Source organism: Candidatus Cloacimonadota bacterium (assembly GCA_012516855.1).
Lineage (GTDB): Bacteria > Cloacimonadota > Cloacimonadia > Cloacimonadales > Cloacimonadaceae > Syntrophosphaera.
Genome location: JAAYWB010000077.1, coordinates 24,866 through 41,684, shown reverse-complemented (window position 1 = coordinate 41,684; position 16,819 = coordinate 24,866). Strand labels below are relative to the sequence as shown.

The following is a 16,819-nucleotide window of genomic DNA, read 5'->3' as shown; positions in this document are numbered from 1 at the left end:
TTTCAGATTTATCGCGATTGAGGACTTAGCATGAAATTAGCTGTTGTTGGCGCCACCGGAGAAGTGGGCCGCATGATGGTCACCTGTCTGGAGGAATTCGCCGTGCCGGTGGAATCCCTCACCTTGTTCGCCTCCGCTCGTTCTGCCGGAAGCACTCTCTACTACGCCGATACGGCTCTCTCTGTGCGTGAACTCACTTCAGCCATAATGCGCGAACCCTTTGATTACGTTCTCTTTTCCGCCGGAGCAGGTGTAGCCCGCGAATTCGCTCCCCTGGCGGCGGCAAGCGGTGCCGTGGTGATCGACAACTCCTCCGGGTTTCGCCAGGAAAAGGATGTCCCGCTGGTGGTGCCGGAAATCAACGGAAATCTTTTGAAAGGGTATCAGGGCATCGTGGCCAATCCAAACTGCACCACCATCCAGATGGTGCTGCCTCTGGCGGTGCTGGACCGGCTCTTCGGATTGCGCAAAGTTGTCGTTAGCACCTACCAGTCCGTATCCGGAAGCGGCCACAAGGGCGTTGCCACCCTCGAGTCACAGCGCGCCGGTGGATCAGAAAACGGCATCTACCCTAACCTCATCGACCTCAACGTGATCCCCCAGGTCGGCTCTTTTGCCGACAATGGCTACTCCCAGGAAGAGGAAAAGATCCATTTTGAAACCCGCAAGATACTAAACAACTGGAACCTGGAAGTCAGCGCCACCACCGTTCGCGTACCCGTGATCTATGGTCACTGCGAAAGCATCTACGCGGAATTCGCTTCTGAGGTCGATCTCTCCTTGGCCGCCAGGGAACTGGAAAAAGCAGAGTCCATCGCCTTTGAAGAAAACACCTATGTCACCCCGCGCGATCTGGGTAACTCTAACGACAGCCACATCTGCCGTCTGCGCCGCGGAACCGGCCCAAACTCCCTCTGCTTTTGGAATGTGGGGCACAACGTCCGTCTCGGTGCCGCCGCCAACGCCGTGCGCATCTTGCTCAAACACGCCCAACTGGCAGGCAGGATATGAGCTTCAACCTTGCCGCCATCCGCCGCGAACTGCACCGGACTCCAGAACTGGCTTTCCGGGAAGAAAAGACCAAACTCTTGATCCTGTCTTGGTTGAGGCAGATTTCTGGCATCAAAATCCACGAATTTTCAACCAATAACGGCATTCTGGTGGAATACAGCCACGGCGAAGGCCCTTACAGGCTGTTTCGCGCGGACATGGATGCCCTGCCGGTCTCTGAAAGCACCGGCTGCCCGTTTTCCTCCCAAAACCCCGGACTGATGCATGCCTGCGGCCACGATGTCCACATGACGGTGCTGCTGGGCCTGATCGAGCGGATGGCTGAACAAAACGTCCGGCGCAATCTGCTCTTTCTCTTTCAGCCGGCTGAAGAGGGTGAAGGCGGCGCGCAGAGCGTGATCGCCGAGGGCCTGATCCAGCGGTACAACGTGGAGGCCGCCTTCGCGCTGCACGTTGCCAGCGGATTGCCGGTGGGAACGGTCTCCAGCCGCCCCGGCGTATTCTTCGGCGTGCCCCAGGAATTCGATGTTCAGTTCTTTGGCAAAACCGCCCACGCTGCCTTTCCCGAAAAAGGGATCAACGCCCTGGACACCGGCCGCAACTTCCTGAGCCTGATGGAGAGAGACGTCTCCGACCTGGCCAAACAGCACCGGGTGATCTTCCATGTGGGAAAAGTTTCGGCCGGAACAATTCGCAACGTGGTGCCGAACCATTGTAAACTGGAGGGCACACATCGCAGCCTGGACAAGGAAGTGAGCCTGCGAATAAACGAACTCATCAGCAACAACGCTTCCCTGGCCACAAAGATGTATGGCGCTGAGTATCGGGTTGATTTTCTGGTCACTTACGATCCTGTGGTCAACTCCGCCGATTTGGTGGAAGAGTTGAAACAGGCCTGCGCGGAAACCGGAACGAAGTTCCAGGAAGCTGAGACGTCGCTCACCGGCGAGGATTTCGGTTTCTTCACCAGCCTCTACCCCGGCTTGCTCTTCTGGCTGGGCTCCGGATGTGCGGAACCTTTGCATTCCGACAAGTTTTTACCCGACGAAGCCTGCCTCGCCACCGGCGTTGATATTTTTGCCGCTTTAGCCCACCGCTAAAACATTTGGCTTTCTATCAATCCAAGTTGGTAATCCACCAGACTTGAAAGGGAGCCATAACTGTTTACCCACAGTGATGTCCTGCCTGTCTCACCCTTAGCGCCCGATTCCATCCCTCTCTCATGCCTCCCGCATAATTCTCGCATCAAATGCGGGTATCATGCGGGAGACGAATCCGGAATCCTATAGAAGGCCTTAACGGCCAGTAAGCTTCGCTAGGATAAACGCTGGCATCGGGCGCAGCATCGACGTCAGTAAAGGAAGAGCGCTTCTACGTATTCTCCTGTCGTCCATGCTCACTGCGTTCGCTGTACGCCAGGCTCCCGGTTTGAAAAAGAGCCTGAAATCATTGTCGTTTTACGCAGATCCAGGCTCGTGGTTCACATTGTGATAACTCACCTCAGCAGCGCGATCTTACCCGTCCTCCGGTTGCCTTTGGCGTCGCTAACCACCACGAAATATATGCCGTTCGCGCAGGCTTTGCCTTCGGCGTTGGCACCGTTCCACTCAAAGCGGGCGAATTTGTTTTCCTCCAGGATGCGCACCAGGGTTCCGGCGGAATCAAAGATACGGCACTGGTTGAGGCCGCGGGGCATGGTTTCCGTGGGATCGTTGCGTATGATCACAGAGCCGCGCTCGGCGGGACGGAAGGGATTGGGATAGATCACCAGGTTTTCCAGCCTGACTTCCGGTTTCTCGGAATAGCCGATTTTGAGGGTGTTCAGGCCGTCCGGGGTGCCGATCAGCAGGATTCCTTCCACGGGGTTGTAGCCGAGGGCTGTGATGTAGTTCGAAAGCAGGGGCGAGTTTTTCTGGAAATAATTGGTGAAGCGTTCCGTTTCCGGATCGTACATGCTGATGCCGTGCTCGAGGCTGCCGATCCAGACGCGGTTGAAGGGATCAAGGTAAATGGCGGTGGGAGTGGTGCGCACCGAGCCATAAAGCCTTTCCTCATCGACGTAGTAGAGGATTTCGTTTTCCCAGGCGCGGCTCTTTTTATTGAATTTGAAACGTTTGATCGAGGTGTCCCATTTATACCAGTCTTCCTCGTCCCACATGAACAGGCCTGAGCTGGCCGCGATCCAGTGCTGGATGCCCTCGTAAGGGCTGTTAACGCTTACAATGCCGTAAACTTCGCAATTGTTTAAATCCGGCGGATCGGGGATAAGCCAGTGCGGGCCATCGGTCTCGGGGATGGAATCATGGTTCCAGATCACCAGCCCCCGGTCGTTGTAGGTGCCGATAAAGTATTGGCTGCCACTATGATAGCAGTAGATGGAGCGTTGATGGGCGCTGTTCGGGATGATAAACTCGGCGATGAGGTTGTCATCCGGGTCCAGCACGCTGAAGCCGTCGTTATAGCAAGCCACGAACATGTTGCCGTGCCGGTCCTGGGATATATGCAGGTCCGTGTTGCCAAGCAGGCGCGCCGAACCGGGGATGGCACCGCCGTAACTGCCGAGTTCCGGGTCCCAAATATGGATTCCGTCGCGGTCCAGAAATTTCCAGGTTCCGCTTGCCTCGTCAAAGATGGAAACGCCGTATCTCCAACCTTCAGGGCTGGTGTCGTTCACGTCGTAGGTGCCAAACCATTTGCGGTTGTGGCTGTCCACAGCGCAGCAATAGATGTTGTCCGTGTGGATGGGACTGTTGGAAATGTTGAATGTTTGCCAGACGCCATCCTGATATTTGCTGGCGCCCAGGGTGCTTTTACGGATGGGTGTGGCGCTTAACCCGCCACTGCAGAACCAGGCGGCATGGTTGGCGTCGGTGGCGATGTTGGTGATTTTGGGAAAACCGATGGAATTGGGCAGGGTCTGATGCCAGGCAAGAGATTCGGGGAAAACGCCTTCCCGCTGCGAAAAAACGCCATTCCCCCAGCTGCAGAGATAGACCATGTCTTCGTAGGTGACTATCCTGCAGATGCTTTTGGTGCCCAAATAATTCTGTGCTTCAGTCCAGTGGTGCACGCCGCCGTTGCTGTCGATCCGGGTGAGCAGGACCTCGGTGTTTCTGGAGTAGCTGAGGAAATCCTCGTTCCAACTGCCATAGGACACCCACAGGGCACCCCGGCCGTCCAAAGCGGCGCTGGATATCTGTTCCAGGATCAATCCATCAGAATTGCTGTAGGTTTTCCAGGTGCCTGTCCAGGGGTCATCGGACCGCGTGTAAACTGCCAATTGGCCTGCCACGGTGAGATGTCCCGGCCGAACGGACAGTTTGCCCCTGATGCTGCCGCCGCCTGGATAATCGCCAAAACTGTGCCAGGCGGAATCCACGTCCAGGGAATCCAGATGCACGAAATTCAACCCATCCGCGCTGCTGATGTAGAGATAGTTGGTGGAGCCCAACTCCATGGCCTCGATGGAGTTGGATAGTAAGCCCGGCGTGGTTTGCGTGGTGTATTGGTGCAGCATCAGGGGAAAATTCACACCTTCCAGATAGTAATAGGAAGCCAGGCCGGCTTTGGTGGCCACCAGGATGTTGGCGCCGTGTTCCACGATCTTAACCACGTTGTTGGAAAGCAGGCCCAGAGAGGTGTTCAGTTGTTGGACGCCTTGGGGCATGATGATCGTGATGCCGCTGGCGGCGGTTCCCAGCCAGAGGCTCTGGTTAAAGGCAATGTATTCCAGGGTGCGCACGTCATTGGAGGCCAGTCCGTCCGCGGTGGTTAGGATTTCCTGCCCCGCGGGGATTTCTCCGTTCCCACCCCAGGAATGGACTACGCCGCCCCAGGTGGCAAAATAGGTGTCATATTCATATAACGGAACAAAATCGTAAACATGGCTGAGGTTGGTGATGGTTTGCCAGTTGGTGGCACTCAACGTCAGGCAAAGAGGCGCGAGCAGCGCAAGTAAAAGGATTCGTTTCATTTTTTTCTCCCATGCCGCATAAGGACGTAGGCCAAGATCACACCCAATACCAGCAAACCGAACAGTACCGAGAAGAGGATGCGCTTGGTGGAAAAGGAAAAGCCGATGGCGATGAGGCCAAAGAGCAGGGTGACAACATAAGCGGTGAGCGCGATGGCTTTTTGGGAAAGGCCCAGCCCCAGCATGGCATGATGCAGGTGGGCTTTGTCGGCTATGAAAATGTTGCCCAGGCGCAGACGGCGGAAAACAGCCAAGGCGGTGTCGATCAGAGGTATCGCCAGCACAGACAGCGGGATGATCAGCGTCATTGAGGTGATGCCTTTGTATTGCTGGGTCCCGGCGGTGGATATAGCGGCGATCACGAGGCCGTTGAACAGCGAGCCGGTATCGCCCAGAAAGATCTTGGCGGGATGGAAATTGAAGCGCAGGAAAGCCAGGTTTCCCGCCAGCAGAAAGGCTGAGAGCGCTGTGACCAAAAGGTTGTGTTCCTTCACGCCCACGCTCAGCAGCACAGCGCAAACGATCACGCAAATACCGCTGGCCAGGCCGTCGATGCCATCAATGAGGTTCACAGCGTTCATCACCACCAGATACCAGAGCAGGGTGACGGGGAAAGAAGCCCAGTATAAAACGATTTCCGCGCCAAAAGGATTGGTAAGAGAAACCACGCGGAAGCCAATGGCGTACATCACCACGCCGATCATCGTCTGGAATAATAGTTTCAGTCCGGCGCGGCTGTCGTGGTGGTCGTCCATAACGCCCAGAATCAGCGCTATCGCCTCCACCCCAGCCAGTTGCAGCATCATCCTGCCTGAGAGGTCCGGCAGCAAGGTCAATCCCAACACCAACTGCGCCAACATCATGGGCAGGGCAAAAGACAGCCCCCCTGCCTCGGGGATGGCCTGGGTGTGGATCTTGCGTTCGTTGGGCAGGGCAAGGATGCCGAAACGCTTGGAGAGCCTGATGTTTAGCGGCACCAGCAGATGCGTGAGCAGAAAAATCCCCAGGCTGAGAAAGACGGTGAGCAGCGTCATTTCCTGACCCCCGCGCCTTCCCGGTAAAGCTTCAGATAGCCGGCCACCATCTTTTCGTAAGAGCATATCCCGCTGATGGTTTGGGCCGCCGTTCGCCCTTTCTGGAAGGCATCGGCGCGGTCGCGGGAAACTTCCACAAGGCAGTTGATCAAAGCGGTCTGGTCATCCAGCGGGACCAGCCAGCCGCAATCCGGGCCAACCAATTCGCGGATGGAGGGAATATCCGAACCCAGGATGGGCAGGCCCGCGTGCATGGCTTCGATGATGCTGAAAGGCTGTGCCTCCCATCTGGAATAGAGAAGGAAGGCATCGAAAAGGGGCAGCCATTTGCCGATGTCTGCTTCCCAACCGGGAAGCAGAACCCGCGAATTGAGACCGTGCGAGCTCACAATCTGGCGGCAAAGCTGCAGGTATTCGCCATCGCCCAGCAGGATGAAGCGCAGACCGGGTTCCCGGGCGCAGGCCTGGCAAGCGGCCCCGGTGATGTTCACCACGTTCTTCTGGGTGGTGAAACGGAGGGTGGAGCCGATCACGAAATCCTGTTTGTCGGGATCAAACTTCCGGTCGGCGGCGACCTGGGCCAGTTTTTCCGCCTGGACGGGTGGCAGGGCGTTGTTGATTGTAAGGGCCTTCTCTTCAGGCAAAAGTCCCAGCGACAGGCAGTTTTCGCGGTCGGAGTGATTCACGAAAACCACTTTGTGCCCCAGCGAATTACCCACTTTTTCCAGTTGCCGGAAAAAGTATTGCTGGAAGGCGGGTTGGTTCTCCTGAAAGGCAGTGCCGTGTTCGGTGTGCAGGATTAGCGGGACATGGCAGAGTCTGGCCGCCAAACGTCCCAGCAGACCTGGTTTGGAGGCATTGGTGTGCACGATGTCGAAGCGGTGGCGACCCAGCAGAAGCAGCAATTCCGCCAGGGCGGTGGCGTCCAGAGGCGAGATGGGATGCCGCAGGAAGCGCAATGGAATGTGTTTGTAGCCCCTTTGGCGCACGGCATCGACCAGATCCCCGCCGGGGGCGCTTGCCACGTAAATCTCAAATTCGTCACGTGGCAAGCCGTCCAGAAGGTGCAGGCTGAAATTCTGAACACCTGAGAGCAGCGGCAGCAATTGCAGATGGAGCAGTTTGGTCACGGTTCCCGGTTCAGCCTAATAACCGCGATCGCCTCAGCCGGAACGCCGGTGAAGTAAACCATATTTCCTTCCACCCGGGCCGGCAGGCCGTCCACTTCGCGGATTTTGTCCTCGTTCAGCACCTGCAGGGCAAAATGTTCCATTTCATCCGGGAAATAGATGCTGATTTCATAATCGCTCTCTTCGATGGTCACCCGGTTGCGTTTGTCCCACCAGGCGGTGAGTTCTGCCGGAGTTGGGACCCAAACGCGGCCGGCCTTGAGAAGTGCCAGCGCGTAGGCGTAAAGCTTTTTCACATAGGGGATGTCGGCATAGGAGGCGAGGCTCAGGTCGAGGCCAAAAACGCCGCGGGTGCGGAGGGCGGCCTGGAAATACTTTTTAAGCAGATGCTTGGCCTGCTCGAGCTGCAGGGTTTTGTAGCGCCCCACGCGCAGATGGGCGTCGTGATAGACGGTGGGAAGCTCCCACCAGTTGGTTTTGAGGCCGCCGATCCAGGGCTGGTAAGGAACGCTGATCCCGCTCACGAAGCCAGGAGTGTCCCTGCGGGCAGTGCTTTGGCTGTGGGAGGGGCCCAGTTTGTTGTGCAGATCGCGCATGACGTCGCTGGAGCGGTAATGGAGCTGGCGGATGCCGATCTGGTCCTTGCGCAGTTGGTGCAGCATGATCTGCTTGCGGGAAACGAATTCGTCGCGGGTGGGTTTGTCCGGAGCGAGCAGCAAGCCGACGTCATGTCCTGTGCGGGTAAGCTGCTGAATCTCTTCCTGGAGGTCGGCGTCATCCAGGTTGTAATTGATGTATTCGTTCTTTTCCGGGGCTATGTAGAATACGCTGCGGAACCCGGCATCCTCCTCCAACTGGCGGTATTCCGCGAAATTCCAGTAGAGTTCCACATTGGTGAAGAGAAAGCGGAATTTGCTGCCGATGCTGTGCAAAAGCTGGCGCCAACTGAGGGAAAAAAGCATCGCGAGGTCGCTGCCCACGGAGAGGAACAATTCCGAGTAGTTCCATTTCTGCAGGTCGTCAACGCTGTGCGAAAGCAGGGCCGCGCCTTCCTGGGCTTGCGGCCAGTATTGCTTTTGAACAATGTGGATGCCCTTGGCGCGGGTGTGTTCCTTGATCATGCTGTCGATCAGCCAGAGCAGGTTGTCCACGTAGGGTGTGTCGCGATGGGGATTGAACTGGCTGGCCTCATCCGGAAAGCAGCCATCCGCGTCTCGGGTGGGATCGATCTGCGCTTCCAGGCCGGCCAGATGGAAGAAAAGGTTGCCCACAAGGTCGAAATTGATTTTGCCGGCGTGGACTTCGCTTTCCGAATAGTTTTCAGCGGGATAGGAAAAGCTGCGGGCACTGATCACCGGGGTCTGCGAGAGCAGCTTGATGGTTTTCAGGCTGCGGCGGAGTTTTTCCGGATTCATGTTTTTGGGATCGAAGAGGTCGGGCTCGCTCTGGATGAAGATGGTGATGAAATGGCGCGCTATCCCCTTCAGTTCTTCCACCGTGGGATCGGTGTAACCGTAGATGAAGAGGATGTCGTTGTCCTTCAGCTGGCCCGTGTCCGAAATGAAGCAATATCCGTATCCCAGGGTCTGAAATATGAAGCTGAAGGCGTACTTTATCTCGTGCTGATACCTCGCCAGCTTGTAATCTATGAAGATCGAGATCATGCGTAGCTTACCGCCAATTTCTTTTTAAAGCCAGAGATTCCTTTTTTTACTATGTGTCAAGCAAAATCGTCCGTTGCCACTTTTTTCGCATGAACTTGCCTCAGTTTTGTGCGCTTTGGCCACCACACTTGAAGCTGCTGATTTGTGGAATCAGGACGCAGGTTGAAAGGCAAAGACAGCAAAAAGGAAGGAACCGCATTCCTCGTTAGCCCCCGATACCAAGTTCCTAGTCTGCCTCCCGCATGATCCCCACATGAGATGCAGCCATCTTGAGGGAGGTTTGGGGTAGGCGAACAATAATCCCCTAAGAAAAACCCCGGCACCTGCCGGGGTTTTGATTCTTGTCCGCCGCCACGATTGGCAAAGACGGGATAACGTTTGCTTATTTGATCATCAGCATCTTGCGGGTGGAAACATAGTCTCCAGCCTCAAGCCGGTAGAAATAAACGCCTGAGGAAACGCTGCGGCCGGAGGAATCCAGTCCGTTCCAGATGACCCGGTGCTGTCCGGAGGCCATGTCTCCGTCCACAAGTTCCTTCACCAGCTGGCCTTTGACGTTGTACACGCTGAGTCTGGCTTTGCCCGGCCGCGCGAGGTCGAAGGAGATGGTGGTGCTGGGATTGAAGGGATTGGGGTAGTTGGAATTGAGGCGCGTAACCAGTTGCGGCGCGTTTTCGTCGCTGTTTTCCACCACATAGGGAAACTCGAAGGCAAGGGTGTCTGAGGGGCAGCCTTCAATGTTGAGGTAAACCGCGATGATCAGATACGCGTAATCTCCATCCAACGAGATCACGTCGGTGTAGCCAAGCCCGGTGGTTTGCTGGATCAGCTCGAAAGGACCGGTGTTGAACTTTTTGTACACGCGGTAATTCATCACCGGCAGAACGGGGTCTATGGGCGGTTCCCAGCTTAGCACAACTTCACCGGTGAGGTTGTCAACGTCGAAGGCGGCATTGGCTGGCTGGGGCAGGTTGATGAGGGTGAAATCGACTTGGTGCACCGGATCAGCGGGAGTGATCATAATGTTGTCGGCGCTCGCGGTTTGGTGGTAAGGCAAAGTGGCGTTCACGTCGAAAGTGCCGTTGGGCAGATACAGCCTGTAGGAACCGTCGGCAGCCGGATGGGTGGCAAAATGGTTGTTTGCCATCACCAGAGCTTCCGGGGCAGGGGTTGCCGAAGCGGGGATCACAGTGCCGTGCAGGTATCCCGTCTTCTGGTTCACGCCGCTGAGCTCGAAATCGTCTATGAACCAGCCGATGCTGCTTGTGCCGCCGTCGGAGCCCATGCGGAAACGGAAGCGGACCTGCTGACCGGCATACTGGCTGAGATCGAAAACAATCTGCTGCCAATTGGCTGCTGTTCCGGAAAAACCGGGTTCACCACCCAAGCCGGAAAGGCTCGTGTGCGTGTAACCGTTCAGCGGGGTGATCAAGTTCCAGGTCAGGCCATCGTTTGTGGAAATGCCAACGTTGCCGCCGTCATAGTAGTTCTCGAAACTGTAATAATGCTGCAAAGTGAGGGTCGCGCCATCATCCAGGGCATAGAGGGGCGTTACCAGAACGTAGTTCACCAGATCAGGATAGTTGCCGCTGAGTCCTGTTGACCACAGTTTGGTTCCGGAATACGGGGTTATCTGGGATGGGGTGCCCCAGGCCCAGCCTGTTTCGGAAATGAAACCGCCGGTGTTGGTCTCAAAATCGTTGAAGATGTTGGGCATGTTGTAGGGAACCATCAGATTCGAGTTAAGCGGTAAGCCATTCGAAATGGAGACATTGAACTGGAAGAGGATGTATTGCCCAAGTGAGGCAGTGTTCACAAACTGCAGCTCAAACACGAACTGCATCACGGCATTGGGCTCGATGAGCGGCAGGAAGATGATCGGATCGGCAATGACCACATCAGAACTGGATGTGGACAGCGTGGCCTGAATATCCCTGGATTGAACGGCCGCGTTGTTGTTGACGTTTACCACCAGTTTAACCGTTTCCAGCGGATCGATGATGCCGTTGAAATTGGTGTCGGCATCGTTGATCAGGAAGGATTCGAAAACCATCACGGAGGCGTCCACCCGCAGGCTGAAATTCCTCTCCCAAACTACTTCCCCACAGCTAACGGCAAGCGTGAAATTGACCACCGTGGCGTTGGGGCAATCCGGCGAAACCGTGAACACGAAAGGAGCTCGGTTGACCCCGAAGCCATCGCCAACGAGGGGGAAATATTCCGCCGCGGCGTGTGTGATGATTACGTGTTCGCAGGTGGTGGACAGGGTTGCCACCACATCTTCCGCTGTGAGGCTGCCGATGTTTTGCAGCTGCACACCCAGTCTGACGGTTTCGCCAGGCTCGCAGATACCGTTGCCGTTATCGTCGTCAACAAAGGTCTGGCTCAGCAGCAGATGCGGTTCGTAGTGATAGATGGGGACGTTCGTGATGTAGATGGCACGCCCGTTGCCCAAAGGGGACGCGGCTGTGGGATAGTTGTTCCCAAAGGAGTATTCCAGGCCAACCATGCCGGTGTGGTCTTCGATGCCGATGGTGCAATAGCAGCCGTGGCGGCCGGTGTTGGTGGAGGAATCCACGTTGTTGAAAGTGTGATACTGAATCTTGATGGGGCCGTCGCCCAAAGCAGTGGCATACACGCTTTGGTCGTAAAGGATCACCTGGAATGTTTCCACGCTGTTGCCGTTGGCCCCGTTTTTCATATTGTACCATTCGATCACGAAGTAGCGTTCGTCATGGTTGTACCAGGTATAGACCCCTCCCCCGGCGTGTGTGGCCAGGTCATCCCAGAATGGCGCAATCATGGGGTTGGGCCCCATGGCGCCGGGCAGGCGGTAGTTTCTGAATTCGGCATTCTCGGTTACGCCCATGGCAATGAAACCGTTGGAACAAACCGTTATCTGATCATACACGATGCCGTAAAACTGGAAGGGGAAAGGCAAATTCACCACCTCAAGGGCGTCGGCGCCAACCTGGTCTCCTTCGTCTCCGCTGGCGTAAGCGTCGGAAATTGCCAGAAGGGTGCCCACGCCACCCTCAGCAGGAGCGATGCCGATCCAATCGTACACGGGACAGTTTTCGTAAGTAATGTCCGTATCGTCATAGATCACATAGCCGTAGGAATCCGGCCCCAAAGGATCATGCACATCGACTTCTCCGACTGTAAGGGTGAAATCCAGCCACTGCTCAAAGCCGGCGTCGTTGTAAAGTTTCAACCGCATCGGGATCAGCATGCCCGGCAGCAGCATGGGCCGGCCGTAGATCTCGAACATATCTGTGGAGGGCGTAACCTGCACGTTTTGAATCAGGTCACCATACCAGGCGGTGTTATCGGTAACCGACAAAAGATCGTTGAGGCTGAAGAGCTTGCCCCAGATGTCGGTTACGCCTGTGGCTGTGGTGTTGCTTACAGTTACCGTGAAGCCCGCCGTCTCGCCTGGATCGAGAACCTGGTTGCCGCCATTGGTAACCAGGCTGGTGTTGTACATTATCCGGGCATTGTGGATGGGTATGAATTCCGAAATGTCATAGCTTTGGTTTTGGGAATCCGTAAGCAGCACGTGGATCCGGATCATGGCGCCGTCGGGGGCTCCCGGCGCGATCTGCAGAACCACGGGACTGGCGTTGAAGCCAAGCCCGCTGCCCGCGATCTCGCCATAGGTAACCAGCGAATCTACAAATGTTACCCAGGGACTGTTGGTGTGGACCTGCCCGCTTAGCCCTGAGATGGGGTTGGCGGAGGTGTTGGTAAGCCCAAAGAGGATCTCCAGTGTTTCACCGCCGTGGGCCAAACCGTCGTTGTTGCCAGAGGAAGCGCCGCTATTGTCATCGTCTATCACAATGCTGGCCGGCACCAGGGTGCCGCTGTTGTCCACGGTCAGAGTCTGCTGCAGGGGCTTGAAATCGTGCTTGGAAACGGTGAGCACACAATTGTTGGGGGTCATCGACTGCGGCAGGGTAAGGATAATGTTGCCCTCTGTGTCCGTATAGCCTCTGCTGATGATCGAGCTATTCTGGGTAAGGGTTACGGCTGCTCCCTCCACCGGAAGGTTGGTTCCGTCCAGCACATTCACATCCATCAGGCTGAGGCCCAGGGGAATGCTGGGAATGACCGTAACGTTGAAGTGACCTGGGATGCCGGTCCATGTTTCCATAGTGGGGTCACCCATCAGATTGCACCAGTGGGTGAAATTGGTCACGTTGCTCGGAGAAGCCACCCCGTAAGTTTGTGACATATAGAGTTTACCATTCAGCAGGGCTTCGCCGATTGTGCGCATCCCGTATTGGAAGATACCGCCGAAAATCCCTCCGTGCAGCACATTGTTAAAGTTGGTATGGGTGCTGGAGGTGCTCATCCCGATTCCGGTTACGGCGCCTTTGGGAACGGCCGGAGTGCCGTAACGGATAAACTGTTCCATTTCGGAAGTGCCGTTCCAATAGTTGTTCGAGCCGCAGGTGATGTTGATCGCGTGTAGCAGCCGGTAGGCGTTGAAAAGTGCCGATTCAGCGGGCGGTGAGAAGTCGATGTACCCGCGGTAGCTGTAAAAACCAACGCCCTGGTTGATGGCAGCGTTGATTTCGGAGGTTGAGGGTGAGCCGTTGTAGATTTCAGTGAAAGTGTAGTCCGGGTTAACAAACAGCGCTCTTTCCTTGATGTATTTGCTGATGTACATGGTGGATATGCCGGAGGGGGCGTTGTCCCCCACCAATAGCATCCGGTTCAGCCAGTCCGCCGTGTTCAGGTTGACGTCGCGCTCATAAAGGTAAATCTTGGCCAGCAGGTTATGCAGTTGGGAGAGGTTTTCCACCGAGATGCGGCCGATAAAGCAGTCGCCGAGGATGTCGTTGCCAGCCAGATGGGTGTAGGGATAATCCCCGCCGCCATTGCTGACCATGTAAGCCGGGATGGTATAGCTGCCGGAGGTATCGCCCAGCAGGATCACAAAGTCAGGCCTGGTGGCGGGGTTGTTGTAAGCGTTCTGAATGTAGTTCTTGATGGTGGTGGTGGTGGTGCCGGCCTCGTTGGATGCCGTGCTGGCTACATCGACGTCCGCGCCCTTCTGCTTCTTCCAGAGCACATACTCGTTCAGGGCCGTAACGAAGGCCGGGTCGGAGTTGTTGCCGTAGATAATCAGATAACGGGGCGGAACATTGCTGTACATAAGGTTTCGGTAATCGTCAAAGTTGAGGATCATCGATTCATAGATCTTGGCAAAGGATGGTGAAACCGAGGTCAGCTCGCCTTCCAGTTCATTGAGCCCCGGGGCGTTGGTATAACTGATCCGCAGATCGATCTGCTGGTTCACGGTCAGGGTCTTGGTTTGGGGATCGTAGCTGAAGGGATTCACCACCACATTCACAAGGCGGAAATCGCGCAGGATCATGGGATCGCTCCACTGCACGGTGCTGGTGGGATAAGAGGAACCCCCGGTGTAGAAGGCGGAATCGATCACAAAGGATTTGGGAGCTTCCTCATTCAAGCCCTGCTGCACCGGATACGCCAGAAACTGCTGTATCTGGCTCTGCTCCTGGCTTAGAACTCTAACTTCAACTCCGCCACGGCGGGGAATGGCCAGGTTCATGCTGAGTGTGGGCAATTCGGGCAGGCCGTCTTCCAGGGTGCTTCCGGAACCGGGAAGCCTGATCCGCTGGTAGTTCACGCCGCCGCCCTCAGTTTGTTCAATTTCAAACTCGGGCAAAGTGAACCGGATATCGGTATGGGTCGCGGCTTTATCCATTATGGCAAAGGCCTGGCCGGATTGTATGGGGGTCTGGTCGCTGGCTGCGGCAAACGCGAAGCTCACGGCAAGCCCTGCCAGCAGCAGGAGCAGGAAGTGTTTCATTAACTTACCTCATTAGGTGTGAATATGGTTTGCCTATGGATCAAGCAATATGTGTTCCAAAGCCTTAGAGATTGTAATACAGCAGCATTTCATGGGGATGAACCCTGCTCATAACCGCATGGTGTTCAGCCATTTTATGCTTGATGTGCGATTCGATCAGCTCTTCGTTGAAAACGTTGCCTTGCAGCAGGAAGTCGTGGTCCTTTTCCAGGCTTTCCATGGCCTCGGCCAGATTCGCGGGGATGGGGAGCAGTTTCGCTTTCTGCTTTTCGCTCCAGGCAAATACGTTGTCGTCGTAGGGCCCCAGTTTGTGCTTGGCGGGGTCGATCTTGTTGATGATGCCGTCCAGGCCCGCCAGCAGCAGGGCGCTCATGGCGAAGTAAGGGTTGCAGGTGGCGTCGCCGGTGCGAAATTCGAAACGCTTGGTATCCGGTGTGTTGGTATATTTGGGAATGCGGATGGCCGCGCTGCGGTTGGCCAGGCCGTAGAAGAGCTTCACCGGCGCTTCAAAGCCAGGCAGCAAGCGCTTGAAGCTGTTGGTGCTGGGATTGGTGAAGGCCACCAGCGCGCGCCCGTGCTTCAGGATGCCGCCGATGAACCAGATCGCTTCATCGGAGAGGTCCGCGTAGCCGCCTTTTTTGTAGAATATGTTCTTGCCGTTCTTGTGCAGCATCATGTGAAAGTGCATGCCGTTTCCGGCCTGGTTGTAAACGGGCTTGGGCATAAAGGTTGCCGTGAGGCCGTATTCCAGAGCGGTGCGGCGGATGATGTCCTTCATCACCATGGTGTCGTCGCAGATCTTGGGGAATTCCAGCAGTTCGGTCTCGATTTCCTGCTGAGAGCTAAGCCCCACCTCGTGGTGGTGGTAGCGCACCTTGATCCCCTGCTCCTCCATGCGGTCCACCATTTCCTGGCGGATTTCGTAGTAGCGGTCGAAAGGCGTATCCATGTGATAGCCTTTGCGTCCTTGCTGGGCCACTGCGTCATCGTCTTCAAAGTCGAAGGGCAGGGCGTCCTTGCATTCCGCGGAGGTTACGGTGTAGCCGCTGGAAAATTCGTCGCTGTTGTATTCCACGGTGTCGAAAAGGTGGAATTCCAGCTCCGGAATCCAAGTGCTGTGGTCCGCGATGCCGGTGGATTTCAGGTATTCATGCGCCCTCAGGGCTACGCTGCGGGGGTCCTTTTTCACGCCGATGCGGGTTTCAGCGTCGCAGATTGAGCAGATGAAGCGCAGGGTGGGGGTCTCGAAGAAAGGATCGATGTGCGCTGTGTCCGTATCCGGCATCAGCACCATGTCTCCCGATTCCACGGAGGTCATTCCCGGGATGGAGGAGCCATCGAAGGGCACTCCGAGCCGCAAAACCTCATCCAGCCCGCGGGCCGGAAAGGTGATGTGATACCAGCGTCCGTCCAGGCCGGTGTATTTCAGGTCGATGGCTTTGATGCCGTGCTTTTTGATGAGTTCGAGGATTTTGGTCTTTTCCATGTTTGTGTTCCTTATGTATGTATTTTAATAATCAGACAACGCCCAGCAGGCCCATCACCAGGTTGATGGGGGGCAGGATTAGCCTTCCGATGATGTTCAGCCCCAAAAGCTGGGATACTATCAGGATGCCGAAAAGCACGTACATGCCTGTCCTTTCCTGGGCCATCCAGCGCCAGTAGGAGTCGTCGGGCAGCAACATGCCCAAAACCTTGCTCCCGTCAAGCGGAGGGATGGGGATGAGGTTGAAAAAAGCCAGCAGCAGGTTGAAAAACACCACCATCTGAAAGATATGGGAAAGCAACTGGTTGCCGGGGCTCAGATGGTAAAGCAGGGCGAAAACTATCGCGATAAGGATGTTTGAAACAGGTCCTGCCATCGCCGAAAGCCCAATCCCCTGTTTCATGTTTCTGTAGTTGTAAGGGTTCAGCGGCACGGGCTTGGCGTAGCCCCAGATCACGCCGACAGTGTAATACATTATCAGGGGAAGGATTACAGTGCCGAACCAATCGATATGCTTGAAGGGATTCAGGCTCAGCCGGCCGGCCCGTTTGGCCGTGTCGTCGCCCAGCCAGTAGGATACCACGGCGTGGCTGACTTCATGGATGATGATGGAGTAAAAAACGATCAGGATAACGATGCCGTTCAGAACGGTGCGTATCAATCCAATTGACGGGGTCAT

9 protein-coding genes are annotated in these 16,819 nt (G+C 55.9%); 2 read left to right on the top strand and 7 right to left on the bottom strand.

Translation table 11 applies throughout. The features are described from left to right. Positions 1-30 precede the first annotated feature (30 nt). A complete protein-coding gene (locus tag GX466_08070; GenBank protein ID NLH94152.1) occupies positions 31-1,011 on the top strand; it encodes an aspartate-semialdehyde dehydrogenase in 981 nt (326 codons plus the stop codon). Next, positions 1,008-2,111, top strand: a complete 1,104-nt coding sequence (locus GX466_08065; GenBank protein NLH94151.1) for an amidohydrolase — start codon at positions 1,008-1,010, stop codon at positions 2,109-2,111. Before GX466_08070 ends, GX466_08065 begins: the two co-directional genes overlap by 4 nt. A 395-nt stretch (positions 2,112-2,506) precedes the next feature. Here the strand turns inward: GX466_08065 and GX466_08060 are convergent, their stop codons facing one another. The 7 genes from GX466_08060 to GX466_08030 all read right to left on the bottom strand — a co-directional run bounded on the left by GX466_08060 (position 2,507) and on the right by GX466_08030 (position 16,819). Next, complete coding sequence (locus GX466_08060) at positions 2,507-4,984, bottom strand: hypothetical protein (protein ID NLH94150.1); 2,478 nt, start codon at positions 4,982-4,984, stop codon at positions 2,507-2,509. Further along, positions 4,981-6,018, bottom strand: coding sequence for an undecaprenyl/decaprenyl-phosphate alpha-N-acetylglucosaminyl 1-phosphate transferase (locus GX466_08055; GenBank protein NLH94149.1), 1,038 nt, complete (start codon positions 6,016-6,018; stop codon positions 4,981-4,983). Before GX466_08055 ends, GX466_08060 begins: the two co-directional genes overlap by 4 nt. Continuing rightward, positions 6,015-7,148, bottom strand: a complete 1,134-nt coding sequence (locus tag GX466_08050; protein ID NLH94148.1) for a glycosyltransferase family 4 protein — start codon at positions 7,146-7,148, stop codon at positions 6,015-6,017. The genes GX466_08055 and GX466_08050 overlap by 4 nt, the downstream gene beginning before the upstream one ends. Beyond that, the gene (locus tag GX466_08045) at positions 7,145-8,812 is read right to left on the bottom strand and encodes a hypothetical protein (GenBank protein NLH94147.1); all 1,668 of its coding nucleotides are present in this window, start codon (positions 8,810-8,812) and stop codon (positions 7,145-7,147) included. The genes GX466_08050 and GX466_08045 overlap by 4 nt, the downstream gene beginning before the upstream one ends. Positions 8,813-9,194: 382 nt before the next feature. Then, on the bottom strand, positions 9,195-14,654 hold the full coding sequence (locus GX466_08040; protein ID NLH94146.1) for a T9SS type A sorting domain-containing protein: 5,460 nt from the start codon (positions 14,652-14,654) through the stop codon (positions 9,195-9,197). 64 nt (positions 14,655-14,718) lie between these two features. Further along, positions 14,719-16,140 (bottom strand): type I glutamate--ammonia ligase, encoded by a 1,422-nt coding sequence (glnA, locus tag GX466_08035; protein NLH94145.1) that lies wholly within the window; start codon positions 16,138-16,140, stop codon positions 14,719-14,721. Between the two features lie 31 nt (positions 16,141-16,171). Then, the gene (locus GX466_08030; protein NLH94144.1) at positions 16,172-16,819 is read right to left on the bottom strand and encodes a site-2 protease family protein; all 648 of its coding nucleotides are present in this window, start codon (positions 16,817-16,819) and stop codon (positions 16,172-16,174) included.

Coding starts and splice junctions, on each gene's coding strand:
- GX466_08055 (NLH94149.1), bottom strand. CDS start 6,018: ATGACGCTGCTCACCGTCTTTCTCAGCCTGGGGATTTTTCTGCTCACG.
- GX466_08040 (NLH94146.1), bottom strand. CDS start 14,654: ATGAAACACTTCCTGCTCCTGCTGCTGGCAGGGCTTGCCGTGAGCTTC.
- GX466_08030 (NLH94144.1), bottom strand. CDS start 16,819: ATGACCCCGTCAATTGGATTGATACGCACCGTTCTGAACGGCATCGTT.
- GX466_08065 (NLH94151.1), top strand. CDS start 1,008: ATGAGCTTCAACCTTGCCGCCATCCGCCGCGAACTGCACCGGACTCCA.
- GX466_08070 (NLH94152.1), top strand. CDS start 31: ATGAAATTAGCTGTTGTTGGCGCCACCGGAGAAGTGGGCCGCATGATG.
- glnA (NLH94145.1), bottom strand. CDS start 16,140: ATGGAAAAGACCAAAATCCTCGAACTCATCAAAAAGCACGGCATCAAA.
- GX466_08060 (NLH94150.1), bottom strand. CDS start 4,984: ATGAAACGAATCCTTTTACTTGCGCTGCTCGCGCCTCTTTGCCTGACG.
- GX466_08045 (NLH94147.1), bottom strand. CDS start 8,812: ATGATCTCGATCTTCATAGATTACAAGCTGGCGAGGTATCAGCACGAG.